Origin of the sequence: Trinickia sp., assembly GCF_051953955.1 — a bacterium.
GTDB lineage: Bacteria > Pseudomonadota > Gammaproteobacteria > Burkholderiales > Burkholderiaceae > Trinickia.
On record NZ_JBQCIF010000125.1, the window covers coordinates 93,244 to 109,684 of the forward strand.

Below are 16,441 nucleotides of genomic sequence, written 5' to 3' on the forward strand. Positions count from 1 at the left end.
AAACCCATCGAGATAAAGCGACGGACCGAATATGGCGAATTGCTGAAACAATTTGACGGGCCGTAGACCTGCCGGCCGCTGGTGGACTCGCCAGGTCCGGCTGGATTCGGTCGAACTGGCATTTGGGCCGAAGCCTCCTGTGTTGCTGTGTCAGTCTCCACCGGCGGGGCTGTATTCGACGTAGCTCGTCTCCCTGCAAAAGCTGACGAGCCGAATCCCGGCCTGCCGTGCGATCGCGATGGCGAGCGAGGAGGGCGCGGAGATCGTCGCCACCATCGGGATGCCCACGCGCGCGGCCTTGCGCACGAGCTCGTAGCTCGCGCGGCTCGATAGAAAAACGAACCCGCTCGTCGTATCTACGCGATCGAGCACCAGTCGGCCGATCAGCTTATCGAGCGCGTTGTGTCGGCCGACGTCCTCGAACGCGAGGGAAATGGCGCCTTGCGCGTCGCACCAAGCGGCTGCGTGCAGGCCACCCGTCATACGCGTGAGCGTTTGGTGCGACGGCAGCTCGTGCGCGGCGCGCGCGATGGCGTCGGGGGCCAGCCGCGCCAGGAAACCTGTGTCGGGCACGCGCTCGGGCGAGAGATCGAGCAAGTCGATGCTTTCGATGCCGCATACGCCGCAGCCGGTCCGCCCCGCCAATGCGCGCCGCCGCTCTTTCAGCGCGGCGAAGGCTTGCTGCACGATCGTCAGCTCGACCTGCGCATAAGGCAGCGCCAAGCCCTCACGATGAAAGACGACCTCGATGTCGCGGATATCGCTGCCACGCTCGGCGATGCCCTCGGAGATCGCGAAGCCGACCGCAAACGCTTCCAATTCGCGCGGCGTGCACATCATGACCGCGTGCGAGATGCCGTTGAACACGAGCGCCACGGGCCATTCCTGGCCGACCTGGTCGACCGTCGATTCGACGGAGCCTCCCCGCCACCGGCGCACTTGTTGCTCGGCCACGCCGCGCTCTTGCTCGTCGTCCAACGAATCGTCCAAGTTCAATCTCTCTAAGAAACACATCCCATCGATGCCGCCGGCCTCGGCACCACGGCGGAGCCGGCCGGCGCTTCGTGCATAAGGTTCTAAAATACCCCAAGCGGGCGCCGCTTGCCCGTACGAGCCGGCGCATGCGCGCCAAAGGACACGCCATGGGATTACATGAAACGCCGCTGATGTTCGATTTCGAGCGGGTATCGTCCGAGAATCTCACCTACATGCCGATGTCGGTCCGCTTCAATCTCGACCGCTTCGGGCTTCGCATCTCGCTTGCGCAGTGGCAACTGCTGCCGCATCCCGATCGCGAGCTGCTGGCGCGGTTTCCCGTCGACGAGGATACCCAGATCGAGCCGAACTTCGATCATGCCTTGTTCGAAATGATGCGCACACATGCGAATCTCGAGCCCGAGTGGTTCACACCGGACCCCGAGCCCGCCTGGCGCAGCACCGCGGACGTGCCCGAAAGCCTGCTGACGCACAGCCGGCTGGCCGGTGCGACGGTGCCGAGCGTGGAGCGCTGGGCGCAGCTCGATCCGTTCAGGCGCTATATCCTGACGAAACTGACGCGCAAGCCGCAGCCAAGCCATGATTTCGTGCCCGCGATGCGCGAATTCGGCTTGATGGACTGACTCCGTCCCCAAAAACGCTTCCTCCTTTCGATCGGCGCCGGCCATCGGCGCCACGCGCCCGCGGCCGAGCCGCCGTCGGGGCGCCGGGAAGCGTGTGCCTTCGCCGCCGCCCAAAATTTTTCGCTGGGCGACCCTCAACCTGCGCTGAACACTGCCGTTATCCATAAGTTGGCGCGTAAAGGCCCGCATCGATCCCGGCGCGAAGGACCGAGCGGGTGCGTAGAAATCCCGAGCCGCGCCCCCCATTCAGAGTGCCCCGACACCCAGGGACTCATCCCTGGGCACTAGACACGACCGGCTTTCTACATTCAATGCGTTCCTTCTTATCGAAACGGCTGCTGATCAACGTCGCAGTCGCCGCAGCGGTGACCGGCGCCAACGTGTTCGTCGCGTACGAGCACTCGACGGGACTCGCCACTGTCTTGCTCATCTTCACGATGGTGGCGGGCTGCGGGATGCTCGTCTACGCGTTCGGCGTGAGGGAGAGCGCCGCGCGCGCGAAGATTCGGGTGGCCCGCGCCATGCGGCGCAGCGACGAACGGTTTCGCGAGCTGTTCGACGCCCACCCTGTTCCGATGTGGATCTACGATCGCGAAACGCTGGGATTTCTGGCGGTGAACGCCGCGGCCGTCGAGCAGTACGGTTACGGCGAGAACGAATTTCTCGGCATGACGATCCGGGACCTTTGCTGGCCTGATGAAATAGCCCGCCTCGAATCGTTTCTCGTGCGCGGCAATGCGGCGCCACGCCGCGGCCGCGTCTCGGCGGGTGTCTGGCGGCATCGGCGCCGCGACGGCACGCAATTGAGCGCCGACATGTCGAATCACGCGCTGACGTTCATGGGCCGGCCAGCGATGTTCGCGCTGGCCGACGACGTGACCGAGCAAATCAAGGCCGAGGCCGAGGCGCAGCGCTCGAATCAGATGCTCGAAACGGTCATCGACAACATCCCGCAGCGCATTTTCTGGAAGGACCGCGACTCGCGCTATCTCGGCTGCAACATGGCGTTTGCACGCGACGCGGGGCTCGCGTACACGGAGCAGGTCATCGGCAAGACCGATGACGACATGCCGTGGTCCGCGCTGGCCGATGCATTGCGCCGAGCCGACGCGGAGGTGATCGCGACCGGCGTGCCGAAGATGAACCACGAGTTCGAGGTGATGATCGACGGCGCTCACCGAGCCGGCATCACGAGCAAGATTCCGTTGACGAACGGCAACGGCACCGTCATCGGGGTGCTCGGCTCGTATACGGACGTGACCGACCGCAAGCGTTCCGATCTTGCCTTGCGTCTGCAAAGCCGGGCGCTCGATGCGAGCGTCAACGCAATTTTGATCACGGCCGCATCGGGCAATGGACACGTAATCGAATACGCGAATCCGGCGTTCAAGCGGATCACGGGCTACGATCCGGCCGAGGTCGTCGGCCAGGACTGCCGCTTCCTGCAGCGCGACGACCGCGATCAGGAGGGCCTCGTCGAGATCAGAGAAGGTTTGGCCGCCAACCGTGAGGTGAGTGCGGTCTTGCGCAACTATCGCAAGGACGGTGCGCTGTTCTGGAATCAGCTGTTCATTGCGCCCGTGCCCAATCCTGACGGGAATACGACGCATCACATCGGCGTCATCAACGACGTCACCGATCTGATCCGCTACCAGGAGCAGCTCGAATATCAGGCGAACTACGATGCGTTGACGCGGTTGCCGAACCGCAACTTGCTGCGCGAGCGGCTCGACCAAGCCATCGCGCGCGGCCAGTCGCTGGCCGTCGTTTTCATCGACCTCGACGGCTTCAAGAACGTCAACGACAGCCTTGGCCACAGCATCGGCGACCGGCTGCTGGGTGTCGTCGCCGAACGGCTCGCGCGCAGCGCTAGGCCGAGCGATACGGTGGCGCGGCACGGTGGCGACGAGTTCGTGATCGTGCTGACCGATGCCGTCGACGAGAAGACGCTGATCGGTTGGATGGAGCGTGTGCGCGCGACGATCTCCGAGCCGGTGTGGCTCGACGGCACCGAACTGTACGTGGGCTGCAGCATGGGCGCGAGCCTGTTTCCGCAGGACGGGGAGGACGCCGAGACGCTGCTGAAGAAGGCCGATCTCGCCATGTATCGCGCGAAGGACATGGGGCGTAACACGTTCCAGTTCTATCAGCCCGAGATGAACACGAGCGTCGGGGCTCGGCTCAATTTGGAGCGGCGCTTGCGCCGCGCGCTGCGCGATGGCGAGTTCTTGCTTCACTATCAGCCGCAGGTCGATATCGAGAGCGGGCAGATCGTCGGGATGGAGGCGCTCGTGCGCTGGCTCGATCCCGAGGTGGGCCTCGTGCCGCCGTCGGCGTTCATCCCCGTGGCCGAGGAGAGCGGGCTCATCGGCCCGCTGTCGGAATGGGTGCTGCGCGAAGCGTGCCGGCAAAACAAGGCCTGGCAGGATGAGGGATTGCCGCCCGCGCGCGTATCGGTGAACTTGTCGGCGCGGCAGTTTCAGCAGCGCGACATCGCCAAGCTCGTCATGTCGATTCTCGAGGAAACGGGCCTCGAGCCGCAATATCTGGAGCTCGAGTTGACCGAGAGCACGATCATGCGCAACGCCGAGGAGGCCGTGACGATGCTTGCCGAGTTGCACGCGCTCGGCATCGGCCTCGCGATCGACGATTTCGGCACGGGCTATTCGAGCTTGAGCTATCTGAAGCGATTCCCCGTCGATCGTCTGAAGATCGACCGCTCGTTCGTGTCGGATATCGGTGCGTCGAGCGACGACGAGACGATCACCTCGGCCATCATCGCGCTCGCGCATTCGTTGCAACTGCAGGTGATCGCCGAGGGTGTCGAGACGGCCGCGCAGCTCGATTTCCTGAAGGAGCGGGCCTGCAACGAAATGCAAGGTTACTTCTTTGCGCGGCCGCTACCGCACGATGCCATCCCCAACCTGCTCCAGCAGGCGCCGGCGTTGAACGTGCGTGCGGCGGCGGGCGTGCCGGCCTGATTCGGTTGGGGCACGGCCGTCGGGCGCGTTATTCCAGTTCGGGCAGCTTGCGCGGGCGGCGGTCGTGGTCGGTCGCCACGTAAGTCAGCGTCGCTTCCGTCACCTTGACGAGTTCTTCCGTCAAGCTCATGCGCTGGGCGAACACTTCGACCGATACGGTGATCGAGGTCGTGCCAGTCTTCACGATATCGGCGTAGAAGCTGAGCAGATCGCCGACGAAGACGGGCTGCTTGAAGACGAACGAGTTGACGGCGACCGTCGCGACGCGGCCGTTGGCGCGCCGGCTCGCGGGAATCGAGCCCGCAATGTCGACTTGCGCCATGATCCAGCCGCCGAACACGTCGCCGTGCACATTGGCGTCGGAAGGCTGCGGCACGACGCGCAGGGCGCAGTTTTTTTGTGGGAGCAGCGGGGGCGAGATAGTCATCGGAAGTACCTGGTCTGCAACAATGGTCCGAGCCTGCGACAATACCATGCACGCGCGTACCCCACGCAAATAGACCCACCCTACCCATGCGCCGCTATAGCTCTTCGCAAGAACCCGCACCCGCAGCCGTCCCCGGCGCGGCACGCCGCGACTGGCAGACGATTCGTTCGCTGCTGCCGTATCTCGCCGATTACAAGGGCCGGGTCGCGCTGGCGCTGTCCAGCCTCATCGCGGCGAAGCTCGCCAATCTCGGCGTGCCGATCGTCATGAAGCACATCGTCGACGGCTTGGCTTCGATGCATCGCCTGACGGCACTCGGGCGCGCCGAGCACGATCCGGCGATCGTCCTCGCCGGATCGATGGGTTTGCTCGTCATTGCATACGCGCTCGTGCGGCTTTCGACGTCGCTCTTTACCGAGTTGCGCGAAATCTTGTTTTCGAAGGTGACCGAGAGCGCCGTGCGCAGTATCGCGCTGAAGGTATTTCGTCACTTGCATTCGCTCTCGCTGCGCTTTCACCTCGACCGGCAAACGGGCGGCATGTCGCGCGACATCGAGCGCGGCACGCGCGGCATTTCGCAACTGATCTCCTATTCGCTCTACAGCATCTTGCCGACGCTCGTCGAAGTCGGCCTCGTGCTCGGTTTTTTCGTCGTCAAATACGAGGCCTACTACGCGCTCGTCGCGCTTGCCGCGCTCGCGACCTACATCGTATTCACCGTCAAAGTGACGGAGTGGCGCACGCATTTTCGCCGCACGATGAACGAGCTCGATTCACGCGCCAACTCGCGCGCGATCGATTCGCTGCTCAACTACGAGACGGTCAAGTACTTCAACAACGAGGACTGGGAAGCTCGGCGCTACGACGAGAACCTCAAGCGCTTTCGCGCCGCCGCGATTAAATCGCAAAATTCGTTGTCCGTGCTCAACTTCGGTCAGCAAGCGATCATCGGCACGGGGCTCGTCTTCATCTTGTGGCGCGCGACGCAGGGTGTGATGGCAGGACGGCTCACGCTGGGCGATCTCGTGCTCATCAACACATTCATGCTGCAGTTGTACATTCCGCTGAATTTTCTCGGCGTCGTTTATCGGGAGCTCAAGCAGAGCTTGACCGACATGGACCGGATGTTCACGTTGCTCGGCGCGGCGCGCGAGGTACCCGACGCGCCGGGAGCATTGCCGCTTGCCGTGCGCGGCGGCGAAGTGCGCTTCGAGCACGTTCGGTTCGGCTACGAGCACGCGCGCGTCATCCTCGACGACGTTACGTTTTCGATCGCGGCGGGGACGACGACGGCCGTGGTGGGGCCGAGCGGCTCGGGCAAATCGACGCTCGCGCGGCTCATGTTCCGCTTTTACGACATCGATCGCGCGCGCGGTGGCGCAATTACGATCGACGGGCAGGACATTCGCGACGTGACGCAAGATTCGCTGCGCGCGTCGATCGGGATCGTGCCGCAAGACACCGTGCTGTTCAACGATACGATCTACTACAACATCGCCTACGGCCGTCCGTCGGCGACGCGCGAGGAAGTCATGGCCGCCGCGCGCGCGGCGCACATCCACGAATTCATCGAGAGCCTCCCCAACGGATACGACACGGCCGTGGGCGAACGGGGCCTCAAGCTGTCGGGCGGAGAGAAGCAGCGCGTCGCGATCGCTCGCACGCTGCTCAAGGATCCGCCGATTCTCATTTTCGACGAAGCGACGTCCGCGCTCGATTCGCATTCGGAGCGGGCGATCCAGCAGGAACTCGACCAGATCGCGCGCGGACGCACGACGCTCCTCATCGCCCATCGGCTTTCCACCGTGGTGCATGCCGAGCAGATCATCGTAATGGACCATGGCCGCATCGTCGAGCGCGGCACGCACGCCGAACTGCTCGAAGCGGGAGGGGCCTTCGCGCAGATGTGGGCCCTGCAGCAGCGGGCCGCGTCGCGTGCGCGCGTCGAAAGCGCGGCGCACGGGCAGAGCGCTTGATCGGCGCGCTTGGCGTGATTCGCTCTTGCCGTTGCTCTTGCGGTTGCCCAACGCCGCAGCCTTTGCACTACGCGCCGGCGTGACCGCTAACCGCTTTGGCCTCCGGCACCGCCCAGCGCACGCTCGAGCGAGCGTAATTGGTCGGGCGTGCCGACGTTTTCCCAGCGCCCCTCGTAGAGCTCTCCGCTCGCGAGCCCTGCGGCGATCGCCTCGCGGTAGTAAGGTGTCAGCGGACGGCGCTCGCCCGGCGTCAGCGCATGGAACATGCGCGTGTCATAGACGCCGATGTTGCCGAACGTATAGCGTGCCGCCCCGTCGAGCGAAAGCTGCCCCTTTGCATCGAGCGCGAAATCGCCGCGCGGATGAAACGGCGGATTCGGGACCATGACGAGGTGCATGCTCGGTTGCGCGGCGGCCGCCACACGCACGGCAGGCTCGCGCAGTCGCGCGTAATCGAACTCGCAGAACACGTCGCCGCTGATGGCCGCGAACACGCACGGCGCCCCGTCCGTCTCGAGCAGCGGCAACGCGTGGGCGATGCCGCCCGCCGTTTCGAGTGCCTCGCGCTCGGCCGAATAGGCGAGCCTCACACCGTAACGGGAGCCATCGCCGAGCGCTTGCTCGATTTGCTCGCCGAGCCAAGCGTGGTTGATGACGACCTTCGTGAAGCCTGCTCGCGCGAGACGTTCGATCTGCCAGACGATGAGCGGCTTGCCGGCTACCTCGAGCAGTGGCTTGGGTCTCGTGTCCGTGAGCGGGCGCATCCGTTCGCCGCGCCCCGCCGCGAAAATCATCGCTGTTGTCAGCGTATATGTCATCCGGTACGGCCCGCTCAGAACGTATAGCCGACTTGCGGCCCACGGCTCTCGAGATCGTCCAGCAGGCGCGCGAACGGCACGAGCGGCCGGTAGCGCTCGGCGACCTTGCGTGCATAGCCGACGAAGCGCGGCAAGTCGGTCAGATAGCGCGCCTTGCCGTCCCGATAATGCAAGCGGGCGAACAAGCCGAGGATCTTGACGTGCCGCTGCAGACCGATCCATTCGATCTGCCGGTAGAACTCGCCGAAATCGGGATCGACGGGCAGGCCCGCTTTTTTGGCGCGTTCCCAGTAGTAGGCGAAGCAATCGAGCTCGAATTCTTCGTCCCAACTGATGAACGCATCGCGCAGCAGCGAGGCGACGTCGTAGGCGATCGGCCCTTGCACCGCATCTTGAAAATCGAGCACGCCGGGGTTGGGCTCGCAGATCATCAAGTTGCGCGGCATGAAATCGCGCAGCATGAACACTTGCGGCTGTGCACGGGCGCTTGCGATCAACAGCGCGTAGGTGCGGTCGAGCACGCCGCGCATCTTTTCATCGACCTCGCGGCCCATGTGGCGCGTCACGTACCACTCGGGCATCAACTCCATTTCGCGGCGCAGGAACGCTTCGTCGAACGGCGGCAGCACGCCCTCGCGCGAGCTCGATTGCCAGCGGATCAGCGCATCGAGCGCCGCGCGCATCAGCGGTTTCGCTCGTGCGGGATCGCTCGGGTCCAACTCGGCGATGTAGAGGCGCGTACCAAGATCGGTGACGAGCATGAAACCGGCTTCGAAATCGCATTCGAGCACGCGCGGCACATGCACGCCGGCATCGGCGAGCATTTGGGCGATCTGCGCGAACTCGCGGCATTTTTCGGGCGGCGGGGCATCGACGGCGATCAGCGACGCGCCGTGCTCGCCGGCGCTCGCGAGGCGGAAATAGCGGCGGAAGCTGGCATCGGCCGAGGCCGGGGCGAGGCTCGGCAGGTCGAGGCCGTAGCGGGGGGCGAACGAGCCGAGCCAGGCGGCGAGGGCATCGCGCCGGGTGTCGGCGGGGGAGTCGGTCATCGTATCAGCGGGGAGCAAAACGTCTTGCCATATAATACCCGACGACTTTTTATGTTGCGCCCCTGTTCCCGTGTCGGCTTTCGCACGGTTCCGTTCGACCGCTCGTCGTCCGCATGCGTGCGCGCGTCGCCGGCATGCGCCGCGACACGCCGCTCGCTGTGCGCGGTCCAAGTAACGTGCGGCGGGCGCCCAGCCTGCCGCCGAGCCGATTCGCCAAACGATAGATGCCGCAAAGACAGCCCCATTTCAAGAATTTTCCCGGCGACAAGCTGCCGCGCTTGAGGCGGCTCGCCACGGCACTGATCGCCGTGCCGGGATTGATGCCCGCCGTGTCGCACGCGCAATTGACGGGCGCGGCGGCGCAGCCGCAGCCGATCGACGCGCCGTGGGGGCTGCGGCTCGCGCCGCAACTCGAGGAGCACCGCCTGACGCCGGGCAGTGCGCCCGCCACGTTCGTGATTGGTGATCGGGCGAGCGGCACGGCCGATCAGGACGTCGCGATCAAGGGCGCCGCCGAGCTGCGGCGCGGGGTCGCCGTAATCAAGGCGGATGCGTTCCACTACGATCAGGACACCGACATGGCGGACGCGTACGGCAGCGTGCGCGTGATCGAGAACGGCGTGCTGTTCGCGGGCCCGGAGGCGCATTTGAAGGTGGAGGCGAGCCAAGGCTACATGCCGCTGCCGAAGTACCACTTCAATTCGAACGGCGGCTCGGGCAGCGCGGAGCGTGTCGATCTGCTCGACGGCGAGCGCTCCGAATTCACGAGCGCCACTTATACGGCGTGCCAGTGCGAGAAGCCGGCATGGTACATCCGCGGCTCGCGCTTCGATTTCGACACGGGCGCGGACGAAGGCGTCGCGCACAACGGCGTGCTGTTCTTCCAAGGCGTGCCGATCTTCGCGAGCCCGTGGCTGCCGTTCCCACTATCGAGCGAGCGTCGCAGCGGCTTGTTGCCGCCGACGTTTTCGATGAGCTCGACGAACGGCTTCGAACTCTCGGTGCCGTACTACTTCAACATCGCGCCCAACCGCGATTTGTTGTTGACGCCGCGCCTGATCTCGAAGCGCGGCGTGCAGACGCAGGCACTTTTCCGTTATTTGTCGCCGACCTACTCGGGTTCCCTGACCGGTGAGTTCCTGCCGAACGATGCGCTCGCCCATCAGAATCGCTATGCGGTCTACTGGCAGCACGCCCAAAACCTCGGGGGCGGCTTTGGGGCATACGTGTTGTACAACCGTGTCTCCGATCAGTTCTACTCCAGAGACCTCTCCTCGGCCGGCAATGAGTTCGTCAACGGTACGCAGACGCTGTTCCAGCAGGAAGCCGGCCTCACGTACGGCAGCGGGCCCTGGTCGGTGCTCGCGCGCGTGCAACACTGGCAAACACAGCAAAATTCGACGCCGCCGTACGGTCGCGAACCGCAATTGAACGTCAAGTACGCGAAGTACAACATCGGCGGTTTCGATTTCGGCGCCGAAGCCGACTACACGCGATTTCGCATCACGACGGCCGATCAGACCGAGGGCGATCGGCTGATGTTCAACCCGTACGTATCGTACGGGCTCATCGGGCCGGGATACTTCGTTGTGCCGAAGGTGCAGTGGCATTTCGCTTCGTACGACCTCAGCAATATCGGCAGCAGCGCTCCGGCCGGGCAGCCGAAGGCATTCACGGAATCCGTTCCGACCTTCAGCTTCGACAGCGGGCTCATTTTCGATCGCTCGGTCCGCTTGTTCGGCGACGACTACATCCAGACGCTCGAACCGCGCCTCTACTACGTCTATACGCCGTATCGGAACCAGAGCTTCGCACCGTTGTTCGATACGGCCGAATCGGACTTCGGCCTGGCCGAGATCTTCACGCCGAACACGTTCGTCGGCAACGACCGCATCGCCGACGCGAACCGCATCACCGCGGCGTTGACTTCGCGCTTCATCAACCCGGCGACGGGGGACGAACGCGCACGTTTCGTGATCGCGCAGCAGTATTACTTCACCGATCAGCGCGTGACGCTCGACACGAGCACGCCCACCCCGGCCACGAGCCATTCGGACCTGCTCGTCGGGGCATCGCTCAAGCTCGGGGCCGGTTTCGCCTCGGAAACGGCGTTCCAATATAATGTGGACGAACGTCAACTCGTGCGCTCGAGCGTCGGTTTCGGGTTCAGTCCCGACGATCGCAAGGTCGTCAATCTGGCCTATCGCTATACGCGCGCGAACACCACGCTCAGCAACCAGCCGATCAACCAGATCCTGCTGTCGTCGGAATGGCCGCTCACACACCGGGTTTACGCCGTTGGCCGGTTCAACTACGACTTGCGAGCGCGTCGCATCGTCGACGCGCTCGTCGGCTTCCAGTACGATGCCGATTGCTGGGTGCTCGGCATCGGGGCTCAGCGCTATTCGAACGGCCTGGACGGGGCGGGGCAGTACACGTCGGGAACGCGGGTCCTGGCGCAGTTGACGCTCAAGGGGCTGTCGAACGTCGACAATGGGCTCGTGGCGGCATTTCGTGCGGGCGTGGCGGGCTATCAGCCGCCGCCGCCGCCGCTGGCGCCATTGGCGCGATTCACCAATTACGAGTGATCGGACGAGCAACGCGCACGGCCTCACGGCTCGTGTGCGCAAAAAAGGGGCGCGTAAAGCGGCCCAAGATATCTGGAGCATGTGTGGCAATCGTGAATAAGCTTCGCTTGGCAACGCTTGCGGCGTCGATGGCCGTCGCCGTTCTTCTGCCGGCCGCGCCGGCTGCGGCCCAGGCGCTGGGGGCGCAAGCCCAGGCCGGGCAAACGGTCGACTCCGTCGCCGCCGTCGTCAACGACGACGTCATTACCGTGCGCGAGCTCGATCAGCGCGTCGGCCTTATCGCGCGGCGGCTGACGCAGCAGCATGCGCCGGTGCCGCCGCAGGACCAACTGCGCTCGCAAGTGCTCAATCAAATGGTGCTCGAGCGCATCCAGCTCGAAAAGGCGAAGGAAGACGGCATCGTCGTCAGCGATGCCGACGTCCAAAAAACGCTCCAGCGCCTCGCCGCGGCGAACAACCTTTCGCTCGATGTCTATCGCTCGCGGATCGAAGCCGAGGGCGTGCCCTGGGCGTTGTTCACGCGCGATGCCCGCAACGAGTTGACGCTCTCCAAGCTGCGGGAAAAAGAGGTCGACAGCAAGGTGACGGTGTCGGACGCGGAAGTCGCGAACTACATCGCGAGCCAGCGTGGGCCCGGTGCGCGGGCGCAGCAAGACCTGCGCATCGAGCACATTCTCGTCAAAGTGCCCGCCGGTGCGGCGCAAGACGTGGTGGATGCCGCGCACGCGAAGGCCGAGGCGATCCTGAAGCAGGCCAAGAGTGGCGCGAAGTTCGAGTCGCTCGCGAAGGACGACTCTCAGGCAGCCGATGCCAAGCAAGGCGGCGATCTGGGCTTCAAGGCGCCTGGAAATCTGCCGGAGGCGTTCGTCAAGGGGGCGTCGGCGTTGCGTCCGGGCGAAGTGGCACCGGACGTCATCCGCACCGATGAAGGCTTCGAAGTGATGCGGCTCGTCGATCGCCGTGTCGGCATCGGCGGCTCGGCGGCCGATGCACCGAAGCTCGTGCAAACGCACGTGCGGCATATCCTGATTCGCGTCGGCGAGGGCCAGTCCGAGGCTGCCGCACGGCAAAAGCTGCTCGAGATCCGGCAGCAGATCGAGGCAGGCGGCGATTTCGCGCAATTCGCGCGCACCTACTCGCAAGACGGCTCCGCTTCGCAAGGCGGCGATCTCGGCTGGATCAGCCCGGGTGAGACCGTTCCCGAATTCGAGCGGGCGATGAACGACTTGAAGGACAACGAAATCAGCGAACCCGTTCGCAGCGAGTACGGCTACCACTTGATTCAGGTTCTAGGCCGGCGCGAGGCGGAAGGCTCGGTCCAGCAGCAGATGGATCTGGCGCGTCAGGCGATCGGCCAGCGCAAGGCGGAGCAGGCCTATGCCGATTGGCTGCGCCAACTGCGCGATTCGGCTTACGTCCAATACAAGGTCGGCGGCCCGCTCGCTCAACAGTGAGCCGATAGACGATGACGCGTGCCGCCAGTGTCGCCCCGCTGAATATCGCGATCACCACGGGCGAACCGGCCGGCGTGGGCCCGGAGCTGACAGCGGCCGCGTTGGTGGGTGCCGCGGCGCATTGGCCGGGCGTCAAATTCACGGTGCTCGGCGATGCGGCGCTGATCGATGCCCGCGCAAAGGCGGCGGGTGTCGATTGGATGGCATTGCTAGGCGGCGGGCACGTCGACGTCGGGCACCGGCCGCTGGCTGCCGCGGCACAGGCCGGCCGCCTCGATGCCGCGAACGGCCGCTACGTGCTCGGGTTGCTCGACGATGCGATCGACGGCGCGCTCGGTGGGGTGTTCGATGCGATCGTCACGGCACCGCTGCAAAAGAGCACGATCAACGATGCGGGTGTCCCATTCACGGGGCATACCGAGTATCTCGCCGAGCGCACGGGTACGGCGCGCGTCGTGATGATGCTGGCCGGCACCGGCGCTCGCCCGTTGCGCGTCGCGTTGGCCACGACGCATCTCCCGCTCAAGGACGTACCGCATGCGCTCAGCATCGACGGCCTCGTCGAAACGATTACGATCATCGATTGCGACTTGCGGCGCGACTTCGGCTTGCCGGTTCCCCGCATTCTCGTCACGGGCCTGAACCCGCACGCGGGCGAGAACGGCTACCTCGGGCGCGAAGAGATCGACGTCATTTCGCCGGCGCTTGCGCTGGCGGCGAAGCAAGGCATCGACGCGCGCGGCCCTTATCCCGCCGATACGCTGTTCCAGCCTCGCTATCTCGACGACGCAGATTGCGTGCTTGCGATGTTCCACGATCAAGGGTTGCCGGTGCTCAAGTACGCGACCTTCGGTGAGGGCGTCAACATCACGCTGGGCTTGCCGATCATCCGCACGTCGGTCGATCACGGCACCGCGCTCGATCTCGCGGGCACGGGCCGCGCCGATTCGGGCAGCATGATCGCCGCCATCGATACGGCCGTCGCGATGGCGCGCAACCGGCGCGCCGGCTGACGGACGGGCCAGTTCGCGGTTTTCGGTTTCCCGTTGTCAACTGAACCGGCATTTTCTCGACCTTTTTCGGCTTTTTTACTCCGATGTCCACCAGCAGACAGCATCAAGGCCATTTCGCGCGCAAGCGGTTCGGGCAAAACTTCCTCGTCGATCTCGGCATCATCGATTCGATCGTCGCGCTGATTGCGCCTGAGCGCGGGCAGCGGATGGTCGAGATCGGGCCCGGGCTCGGCGCGCTGACGGAGCCGCTCGTCGAGCGCCTGGCGACGCCCGAGACGCCGCTGCATGCGGTCGAGCTCGATCGCGACCTCATCGCGCGCTTGCAAGACAAATTCGGCGATCGGCTTGCGCTGCATGCGGGCGATGCGTTGGCCTTCGATTTCGCAACGCTAGTCGAGACTCACGAGAAGCCGACGCTGCGCATCGTCGGCAATTTGCCGTACAACATTTCGAGCCCGCTGCTGTTTCACCTGATGTCCTTCGCGCCGGTGGTCGTCGATCAGCACTTCATGCTGCAAAACGAGGTCGTGGAGCGGATGGTGGCCGAGCCGGGCACGAAGGCGTTCGGGCGGTTGTCGGTGATGCTGCAGTATCGGTACTCGATCGACAAGCAGCTCGACGTGCCGCCCGAATCGTTTCAGCCGCCGCCGAAGGTCGATTCGGCGATCGTGCGGATGATTCCGTATGCGCCGCACGAGTTGGCACCCGTCAACATGACCGTGTTCGGCGAGCTCGTCACGGCAGCGTTCTCGCAGCGGCGCAAGATGCTGCGCAATACGCTTGCGGCCTATCGGGATCGTGTCGATTTCGAAGGGCTCGGCTTCGATCTTGCTCGGCGAGCCGAAGACGTTTCGGTCGCCGAGTACGTGCGCGTGGCGCAAACGCTCGCGGCGCCGTAAGCGCTTTCGCGGTGCGGCGAGCGGCGCGAGCGCTTTCTTGGTAGATTCGGGGTTTTTCGACGAAACCGGAGTTCACGATGCGCTTGCTGCACACGATGCTGCGAGTCGGCGATCTCGACCGCTCGCTGAAGTTCTATACCGAACTGCTCGGCATGAAGCTGTTGCGCCGCCAAGACTATCCCGACGGCCGTTTCACGCTGGCCTTCGTCGGCTACACCGACGAGAGCGAGGGGGCCGTCATCGAGCTTACGCACAACTGGGATACGAAAACCTACGATCTCGGCGCCGGGTATGGGCATATTGCGATCGAAGTGGACGATGCCTACGCCGCCTGCGAGAAGATCAAGGCGCAGGGCGGAAACGTGACGCGTGAGGCGGGCCCGATGAAACACGGCACGACCGTGATCGCGTTCGTTGCCGATCCGGATGGGTACAAGATCGAGTTCATTCAGAAGAAGACGCGGTAGCGGCGCTTGGAGCCGCGGCCCATTGCCGATTACGCGTTGCGGTAGCCGCGGTGCGGTTTGTCGAGCGGCGCTGTGGGCGGTGCCCGCCGAGCCGCGTAGCGGTTAGCAAAAGCGTAGCCGTTGCTCGTTGGCGATGAGCAGCTCGCTCGTATCGACCGCTTGCGGCGTGACGGTGTTGCCGTTCGCAGTATCGATCGCATGTCCGTCCAGCGGTGCCGCCGGGCCGGCGATGCCATCGTTTGCAGTGTCGACGGGACGCGTATTGCACGGTGCTGGCGCGTCGTCGCGGTTCTCGTTGGCGGCGGTCCCATCGGCGTGGGCTTCGAGCGATGCCATGATGTTATGGTGGCTGTCCGACACCCGTTGATTCCACTTCGAGATGTACTCGTCCGCCGAGCTACGGTTCATCCCCACCTTGCCGTTCAACGCTAGGAAATGGAACTGCCAAAGGTCCGATGGCGAGCTGCCGGACCAGTCCACCTTCGTTAGCGTGTTGTCCGGAGCGTAGGTCGGGATGCCGCCGAGCGCGAGTGTGGCACGTCCCAGCGAGCGAAGCTCCGCGCCCGTGCCGGCGGAATGCCGAGTCGTGTCGAATGCGAGCTCATTCGCAATGCCGACGAGATCGCCGTCTCTTGCGGCTTTTTCGATCTTCGGGCCCCAGAGTTTTGGGGAGTTGTAGTAGAGATCCTTTAGCGCCCACTGTGCGCCAACGGGCAGCGAATCGAGATTCGGTACTTTCTTGACGAGTTCCGGCTCGACGATCTTGGCGTAGAAGGTGTCCATCACCGCAGCGGCAGCTGACTTCCAGTTGTGACTGTCGTTGGCGGGGAGGGCGTGCAGTAAATCGCCAATTACTTGCCGTGGGTCGGCGTTCGAGGAGATCTTCCCGATCGACTCCCACTGGCGTTCAGTGATGTGGATGCCCTGAGCCTTCAATTGCGCATCGACGATCTGGCGGACGTGCGGGTTCTTGGCGGCAGCAGTCAAGTTGATGCCGTAGCCGAAGTTGATCGTTTTCGTCGATTTTTCGTAATAGAACGGGTCCTTGAAACCTCTTGATGCGAAATCGCTGTTTTCAAAGTGACCCGTAAACTCGCTGAGGGATGATAAGGTCTCGTCGCTCATGAATGCTGCCCCGTGCGGTTATCGT

General features: G+C 64.3%; 13 protein-coding genes. 8 read left to right on the forward strand and 5 right to left on the reverse strand.

Features of this window, described 5'->3' with window-relative positions; genetic code table 11:
• Positions 1-150: 150 nt before the first annotated feature.
• On the reverse strand, positions 151-990 hold the full coding sequence (fdhD, locus tag ACTHNZ_RS23515) for a formate dehydrogenase accessory sulfurtransferase FdhD (RefSeq protein ID WP_440544992.1): 840 nt from the start codon (positions 988-990) through the stop codon (positions 151-153).
• 152 nt (positions 991-1,142) lie between these two features.
• On the opposite strand from fdhD, the gene ACTHNZ_RS23520 reads away from it, so the two are divergent.
• Positions 1,143-1,619, forward strand: coding sequence for a nitrate reductase associated protein (locus tag ACTHNZ_RS23520; RefSeq protein WP_440544993.1), 477 nt, complete (start codon positions 1,143-1,145; stop codon positions 1,617-1,619).
• Between the two features lie 311 nt (positions 1,620-1,930).
• Positions 1,931-4,600 (forward strand): sensor domain-containing protein, encoded by a 2,670-nt coding sequence (locus ACTHNZ_RS23525; protein WP_440544994.1) that lies wholly within the window; start codon positions 1,931-1,933, stop codon positions 4,598-4,600.
• Between the two features lie 28 nt (positions 4,601-4,628).
• On the opposite strand, the gene ACTHNZ_RS23530 is transcribed toward ACTHNZ_RS23525, so the two are convergent.
• Positions 4,629-5,027 carry an acyl-CoA thioesterase gene (locus tag ACTHNZ_RS23530; protein ID WP_440544995.1) on the reverse strand — a complete coding sequence of 133 codons (399 nt, stop codon included), beginning with the start codon at positions 5,025-5,027 and terminating at the stop codon, positions 4,629-4,631.
• A gap of 86 nt (positions 5,028-5,113) precedes the next feature.
• On the opposite strand from ACTHNZ_RS23530, the gene ACTHNZ_RS23535 reads away from it, so the two are divergent.
• Entirely contained in the window at positions 5,114-7,003 is a 1,890-nt protein-coding gene (locus ACTHNZ_RS23535; protein WP_440544996.1) for an ABCB family ABC transporter ATP-binding protein/permease, read from the forward strand.
• An 86-nt stretch (positions 7,004-7,089) separates the two neighbouring features.
• Here ACTHNZ_RS23535 and murU read toward each other — a convergent pair whose 3' ends face one another.
• Entirely contained in the window at positions 7,090-7,821 is a 732-nt protein-coding gene (gene murU / locus ACTHNZ_RS23540) for an N-acetylmuramate alpha-1-phosphate uridylyltransferase MurU (RefSeq protein ID WP_440544997.1), read from the reverse strand.
• Between the two features lie 14 nt (positions 7,822-7,835).
• The gene (locus ACTHNZ_RS23545) at positions 7,836-8,870 is read right to left on the reverse strand and encodes an aminoglycoside phosphotransferase family protein (RefSeq protein WP_440544998.1); all 1,035 of its coding nucleotides are present in this window, start codon (positions 8,868-8,870) and stop codon (positions 7,836-7,838) included.
• 224 nt (positions 8,871-9,094) lie between these two features.
• On the opposite strand from ACTHNZ_RS23545, the gene ACTHNZ_RS23550 reads away from it, so the two are divergent.
• The 5 genes from ACTHNZ_RS23550 to gloA all read left to right on the forward strand — a co-directional run bounded on the left by ACTHNZ_RS23550 (position 9,095) and on the right by gloA (position 15,291).
• A complete protein-coding gene (locus ACTHNZ_RS23550) occupies positions 9,095-11,458 on the forward strand; it encodes an LPS-assembly protein LptD (RefSeq protein ID WP_440544999.1) in 2,364 nt (787 codons plus the stop codon).
• Positions 11,459-11,541: 83 nt separating this feature from the next.
• Positions 11,542-12,912, forward strand: a complete 1,371-nt coding sequence (locus tag ACTHNZ_RS23555) for a peptidylprolyl isomerase (protein ID WP_440545000.1) — start codon at positions 11,542-11,544, stop codon at positions 12,910-12,912.
• 11 nt (positions 12,913-12,923) lie between these two features.
• On the forward strand, positions 12,924-13,925 hold the full coding sequence (gene pdxA / locus ACTHNZ_RS23560; protein ID WP_440545001.1) for a 4-hydroxythreonine-4-phosphate dehydrogenase PdxA: 1,002 nt from the start codon (positions 12,924-12,926) through the stop codon (positions 13,923-13,925).
• Between the two features lie 83 nt (positions 13,926-14,008).
• Positions 14,009-14,824, forward strand: coding sequence for a 16S rRNA (adenine(1518)-N(6)/adenine(1519)-N(6))-dimethyltransferase RsmA (rsmA, locus tag ACTHNZ_RS23565; RefSeq protein WP_440545002.1), 816 nt, complete (start codon positions 14,009-14,011; stop codon positions 14,822-14,824).
• Positions 14,825-14,901: 77 nt separating this feature from the next.
• Complete coding sequence (gene gloA, locus ACTHNZ_RS23570; protein ID WP_440545003.1) at positions 14,902-15,291, forward strand: lactoylglutathione lyase; 390 nt, start codon at positions 14,902-14,904, stop codon at positions 15,289-15,291.
• A 102-nt stretch (positions 15,292-15,393) separates the two neighbouring features.
• Here gloA and ACTHNZ_RS23575 read toward each other — a convergent pair whose 3' ends face one another.
• Positions 15,394-16,416 (reverse strand): hypothetical protein, encoded by a 1,023-nt coding sequence (locus ACTHNZ_RS23575; RefSeq protein ID WP_440545004.1) that lies wholly within the window; start codon positions 16,414-16,416, stop codon positions 15,394-15,396.
• Positions 16,417-16,441: the final 25 nt, after the last annotated feature.